Source organism: Lentisphaerota bacterium (assembly GCA_016873675.1).
Classification (GTDB): Bacteria; Verrucomicrobiota; Kiritimatiellia; order RFP12; family JAAYNR01; genus VGWG01.
The window spans coordinates 1-5,681 of sequence record VGWG01000143.1; the positions used below are offsets into that span (position 1 = coordinate 1).

Annotated in this window: 6 protein-coding genes; all 6 read left to right on the top strand. The window is 66.5% G+C overall.

Translation table 11 applies throughout. From position 1 onward, the window contains the following. Positions 1-1,003 (top strand): hypothetical protein (locus FJ222_11675; protein ID MBM4165081.1); only part of this gene is annotated, 1,003 nt, incomplete at its 5' end. Positions 1,004-1,015: 12 nt separating this feature from the next. Beyond that, the gene (locus FJ222_11680) at positions 1,016-1,579 is read left to right on the top strand and encodes a hypothetical protein (GenBank protein ID MBM4165082.1); all 564 of its coding nucleotides are present in this window, start codon (positions 1,016-1,018) and stop codon (positions 1,577-1,579) included. Continuing rightward, entirely contained in the window at positions 1,576-2,445 is an 870-nt protein-coding gene (locus FJ222_11685) for a 50S ribosomal protein L11 methyltransferase (protein ID MBM4165083.1), read from the top strand. The genes FJ222_11680 and FJ222_11685 overlap by 4 nt, the downstream gene beginning before the upstream one ends. Then, positions 2,442-3,572: a GTPase HflX gene (gene hflX, locus FJ222_11690; GenBank protein MBM4165084.1), complete on the top strand. Its 1,131-nt coding sequence runs from the start codon at positions 2,442-2,444 to the stop codon at positions 3,570-3,572. The genes FJ222_11685 and hflX overlap by 4 nt, the downstream gene beginning before the upstream one ends. Next, complete coding sequence (gene rsmI / locus FJ222_11695) at positions 3,527-4,267, top strand: 16S rRNA (cytidine(1402)-2'-O)-methyltransferase (GenBank protein ID MBM4165085.1); 741 nt, start codon at positions 3,527-3,529, stop codon at positions 4,265-4,267. Before hflX ends, rsmI begins: the two co-directional genes overlap by 46 nt. A gap of 131 nt (positions 4,268-4,398) precedes the next feature. After that, on the top strand, positions 4,399-5,681 hold a 1,283-nt coding region (locus tag FJ222_11700; protein MBM4165086.1), incomplete at its 3' end, for a hypothetical protein.

Here is a 5,681-nt window from a genome sequence, read left to right on the forward strand (position 1 = left end):
CCCGGCGGGGCAGATCCGGGTGTCGGGCGCGGCCTCGGCCCGGGCCGACGGTTTGGCGGTCTCCAGCCTGGTCTCCTGGCCCGGCAAGCGGATGGAGTGGAACCGCACCTCCGCCGCGGGGGCAACGGAGGTCCGCAGGCTGGCGCACCGGCTGGCCGATGACATGGTCATGCACATCAAGGGCGAACGCGGCATCGCCGGCACGCGGATCGTCCTGGTCAACCGCCGCGGACCGAACAACGCCGATCTGTTCATGTGCGACGCCGACGGCCGCGGCCTGGCGCAGATCACCCAGGACAACGTGGCGGCGGTCGGCCCGAAATGGGATCGCGACGGGCAGCACATCCTGTACACCAGCTATCTGCACAAATCGCCCACGGTCTACCGGTTCCCGGCGGCGGGCGGCCGCCGGATGCCGCTGGCGAAGTTCAGGGGCTTGAACACGGGCGCCGAGATTTCGCCCGACGGCCGCACCGCCGTGCTCATCCTCGCGCTCACGGGCAACCCCGATGTCTACACCCTCGACCTGGGCAGTGGCGCGGTCACCCGCCTCACCCAGACGCCGCACGCCGTTGAAGCCAGCCCCGCCTGGTCGCCCGACGGCGCCAGGGTCGTGTATGTGGGCGACGCCTCGGGGTCGCCGCAACTGTACAGCGTGGACATCGCCACCCGGCGCTCCCGCCGGCTGACCTACAAGGGGTCGGAGAACGTCAACCCCGACTGGTCGGCGAAGGGCATGATCGTCTATGCGACGCGGCGGGCCGGCGGCTACCAGATCGCCGTCCTGGACCCCGCCGCGGGGGGCGAACCCGACACTCCGCTCACCAGCGGCCCGGATCACGAAGACCCGTCGTGGGCGCCCGACAGCCGCCATATCGTCTGCTCGCGGGCGGAGGGCGCCGGACGCTCGTCACTTTGGATACTTGACATCCAGGGGGATTCTCCGGTACGGTTATTCCCGAACGCGGGCAACTGGATGTCGCCCGATTGGTCGGATAAATAAGTAACGGGGTTTATGCTCCACGGAGTCATCAGTATGCACAGGAAACAGTTTGTCAAGCTGGCGCTGGTTGCGGTTGTGCTGGCAACAAGCACCGGCTGCACCACGGTCAAGCGGTGGTTTGGCTGGGGGTCCGGATCGAAGGACCAGGAGACGAAGGTTTCGGAGGTTCCGTGGGATGCCGAGACGGGCGCGCCGCTAGACGATCAGACGTCGTTCGCCGAGACGCGGGAGCCGGTGGCCGGCGTGTCGTTCAGCCCGGTCTATTTCGGTTTTGATTCGTATCAACTGGCGCCGGTCGAGGTGTCGAAGATCGAACAGGTCGCCCAGCATCTGCTGCAGAACAGCTCGCATGTGGTGCTGATTGACGGGCACTGCGACGAGCGCGGCAGCAACGAGTACAACCTCTCGCTGGGCGAACAGCGCGCGCAGACCATCCGCGGCTATATCGTGAGCCTCGGCATCGCCGGCAACCGCGTGCAGACGCGCAGCTTCGGCGAGGAGAAGCCCGCCTCTCCGGGCCGCTCGGAGGAGGCCTACCGCCTCAACCGCCGCGGCGAATTCGGCATTTATAAGTGACCGTCCGCACCCAGCTCTCCGTGGTCACGGCGGAGGTGTCCGCCGCCTGGGTGGATGCGGTGCTCGATGCGCTCTCCGCCCACCCCTTCACGCCGACGGCGTGGGAGGACGTGGAGCGGGGGACCTGCCGCCTCGACATTTTTCTGGAGAATGAGTCCGACGCCGCCGGGGTCTGCGACGCGGTGCGGGAGACGGGCGCGGCCCTGGGCCTGAGCCTCGCGCCCGCCGTCTCGCAACTGGCCCGTGAGGACTGGACCGAGAGCTGGAAACGGTTTTTCCACGTTGAACACGTCACCCCCCGGGTGGTGATCCGCCCCGTCTGGGAATCCTATGCGGCCCGGCCCGGCGAGGTGGTGATTGACATCGAACCGGGGATGAGCTTCGGCACCGGACGCCACGGCACCACCCGCGCCTGTCTTCACTTCCTCGACGCGATCGCCGGCGAGCGGGCGGGCGGCTCCATGCTCGACATGGGCTGCGGCTCGGGCATCCTCGCCATCGGCGCGGCCAAGCTCGGATTCCATCCGGTCTGCGGTTTTGACAACGACCCCGATGCTGTGGCGATCGCCCGTGACAACGCGCGGCTCAATGGCGTCACGACGGAGCTGGACGTGTGCGACCTGGCGGACAACGTCCGCCGCGCCGATCTGGTCGTTGCCAACATCCTCGCGCCCGTTCTGATCCGGCATGCCGTTGTAATCGCCCGCGCGGTGCTGCCGGGCCCGGATGGCGCGCTGGTGATCTCCGGTATTCTGGATGCGCAGTACGCCGAGGTGCTGGCATCCTTCGAAGCGCTCGGCTTTCACGAGCAGGCGTCCCGGATGATCGAGGGCTGGCGCAGCGGCTGGCTGCGGCGAGACCCATGAAACTGCACGAGACAACGACGGTCGAGCGGGTTGTCCTCGCTCAGGTGATCGAGGCGCGGCGCGATCTGGACGAGGCCGCCGAGTCTCTCGCCGAGTTGGCGCGCCTCGCCGACACGGCCGGCATCCGCGTGGCCGGCCAGGTCACTCAGCGCCGGCTCCGCCCGGACGGCGGCACCCTCTTCGGTCAGGGCAAGGTCGGCGAGCTGCAGGAGGCGTTGCAGGCCGCCGCCGCCAATGCGGTGTTGTTCGACAACGAGTTGAGCGCGACACAGGCCCACACTCTCGGCAAGGCGCTCGGCGTGCGCGTGATGGATCGCACAGAGGTGATCCTGCAGATCTTCGCCCGGCGCGCCCGTTCGGCCGAGGCCCAGATCCAGGTCGAGCTGGCCCAGTTGCAATTTCTGATGTCGCGCATTCCCGAGACCGAGGAGCAGCAGCGGTTCAAGGGCGGCATCGGCATGAAGGGCCCGGGCGAGAGCCATCTGCAACTCCGCAACGCGCCGATGCGCCGGCGCGTGCTGGAATTGCAGAAACGGATCGCCGCCATCCAGGCTCAGGCGGCGCGGATGCGGCAGAAACGGCAGTGGCCGGTGGTGAGCCTCGTGGGCTACACCAATGCCGGCAAGTCGACGCTGCTCAATGCGCTGTCGCGCGCCGATGCCTACGTAGACGACCGCCTCTTCGCCACGCTCGACACCAAGACGCGGCTGTTGTGGCTGGGGATCGGCCGCAAGGCGCTGCTCACCGACACCGTCGGCTTCATCCGCAATCTGCCGCATGGCTTGGTGGCCTCCTTCCGCTCGACCCTGGATGTGGCGGTCAATGCCGACCTTCTCCTGATCGTCGTCGATGCCTCGCACCCCCGCGTGAGCGACCACTTGGACATCTGCCGGCGGACCCTCGCGGAGATCGGCGCGTCCGGCGTGCCCAGCCTCGTGGTGCTGAACAAATGCGACGCCGGTGACGCGCAGGAGCCGCTCGCGCACCTCGCCGGTCCGGAGCCGCAGGCGATTCCGGTCTCGGCCAAAACCGGCTATGGCCTGGAAACGTTGAAGACGGCCATCACAGAGGAACTCAGAAAATGCTGTACGTTGTGGCAACTCCCATCGGCAACCTCGGCGATTTGACGCCGCGCGCCCGCGAAGCGCTGCAAGCCGCCGAGGTGATCGCCTGCGAAGACACCCGCCGCACGTGGGGGCTGCTGAGCGCCTGCGGCATTCCCCGCCCCGAGCTGGTCTCGTACCGTCAGGGCAACGAGGCGCGCGCCGGTGAACGCCTGATTCAGGCCCTGCAGGCCGGCCGCGCCGTTGCGCTCTGCTCCGACGGCGGCTACCCCGGCATCAGCGATCCGGGCTACCGGCTGGTACGGCGGGTGGTCCGGGAGGGGCTGCCCGTCCAGGTGCTGCCGGGGGCGTCGGCCGTGGACATCGCCCTGATCGCCTCGGGACTCTCGACGTCGAGTTACACCTTCAAGGGGTTTCCACCACGCAAGGCTGGCGCGCTGTTGCGCTTTTTCGCGAGCGAACGCGAACAGCCGCACACGCTCATCTGCTTCGAATCGCCGTTCCGCGTCGGCGCCTGCCTCCAGGCAGCCCGTGAGGCGCTGGGGGATCGCGAGGCGGCGGTCTGCATCGAGATGACCAAGCAATTCGAACGGATCGAGCGGGGCTATCTCTCGGAACTCATTCCCCGTTTCACCGGCAAAGCCGTCAAAGGCGAAGTGACCCTCGTGATCGCCGGCAGCAATCCCAAGTTTGCGCGGGAGTATCCGGATCAGGATTCTGTCGAATCCCTAGACGGCGGATCCCTGGATGAGGGCTGAAAACGGGCTCCTGACTCATCCATTCAAGGTTCGATGCAACGAAGTACGATCGCACGCTTTCGCACGCTTGCCATGCCGCGCACTGTCGGCGCGATTGACTTTTTCCTTAAATTCTGCGATAATCTAACCCCATGAAGAGCCTTCTTCTTGCAATATCCCTGCTCGCTGCGCAGGGGTGTCTGCCCGAACGGCCAGAGCCCGTTCCTCCCCCTGCGGCTGCATCGTCTTCCGACGAGCGCGCGATGCAGACGCTTACCGACCTCGGCATAACGCCCGAAATCATGTTGCGCCTGGTGCGTGATCACTTGGCCTCGGCAGTCCAATCGGACGAACCCGGCCAACCGATCCCGGCGCAGACCGAGGAAGCGCCACCCGCCGAGCCGGCGCCAGCCGAACGGCCAACCGACACCCCTGCGCTCCTCGCGCAAGCCCCGGTGACAGCTCTCGAACCCCCCGCCCCGGGCGCGCCTGCAGAGGAAACTGCTGCCATGCCCGCGTTGCCACCTCCCCCTCCTCCCGCCACCGAACCGCCGATGGCAGTGGTTCCGGAACAACACGCAGCAGCCACCACCACGATCGTGCTCCAACAGCCTGTGATCATCCAGCACACTCAGGATTTCTACGCGCCGCTCAATTCGTATGGAGCCTGGATCACCCTTCCCGCCCATGGTCGTGTCTGGCAGCCGGCGGTCACCGTGGTGAATGCCGAATGGCGTCCCTATTTCCAAGGCGGACGCTGGATTTATACGGATTGCGGCTGGTACTGGCAGTCGGATTACTCCTGGGGTTGGGCGGTGTTTCACTATGGCCGGTGGTGTTACGTGGACCGTCACCGCTGGGTCTGGATTCCGGACACCGTGTGGGCGCCAGCCTGGGTTTCCTGGCGCCGATCAGAAACGCATTGCGGCTGGGCGCCCCTGCCCCCCGGCACAACTTTTCGCATGGGCGTGGGATTCTCCGTCGGAAATGACGCACAGTTCGACGTGCAATTCGGACTTTCATCCCGTCACTATACCTTCGTGCCAAACAATCGGATGCGGGAGTCGAGTCTGGTCAGCGTCATCGTTCACCATGATCACGTGCAGACCGTCTATCAGAATAGCCGGCATATTGATAATGCCTACCATTGGAACCAGGAGTATCGGCGCGTGCATAACAAAGGGCCAACAGATTACAACGCTATAGACCGCGCACATCGGCCCGTTGCCCGGCCGATACGATTCGTGCCCCCGCCGACGGCTCCCGTCGAGCCACCGGTCGCCACACCCCGCATGCCGTCGCCCAAGATCACACCCGTCGAGCCACCGGTCACCACGCCCCGCAGGCCGCCGCCCAAGACCACACCCGTCGAGCCACCGGTCACCACGCCCCGCATGCCGCCGCCCAAGATCACACCCGTCGAGCCACCGGTCAC

What these genes read in the sequence shown, in the direction of transcription:
- FJ222_11680 (MBM4165082.1), top strand. Translation starts at nt 1,016, where the DNA reads ATGCTCCACGGAGTCATCAGTATGCACAGGAAACAGTTTGTCAAGCTG.
- hflX (MBM4165084.1), top strand. Translation starts at nt 2,442, where the DNA reads ATGAAACTGCACGAGACAACGACGGTCGAGCGGGTTGTCCTCGCTCAG.
- rsmI (MBM4165085.1), top strand. Translation starts at nt 3,527, where the DNA reads ATGCTGTACGTTGTGGCAACTCCCATCGGCAACCTCGGCGATTTGACG.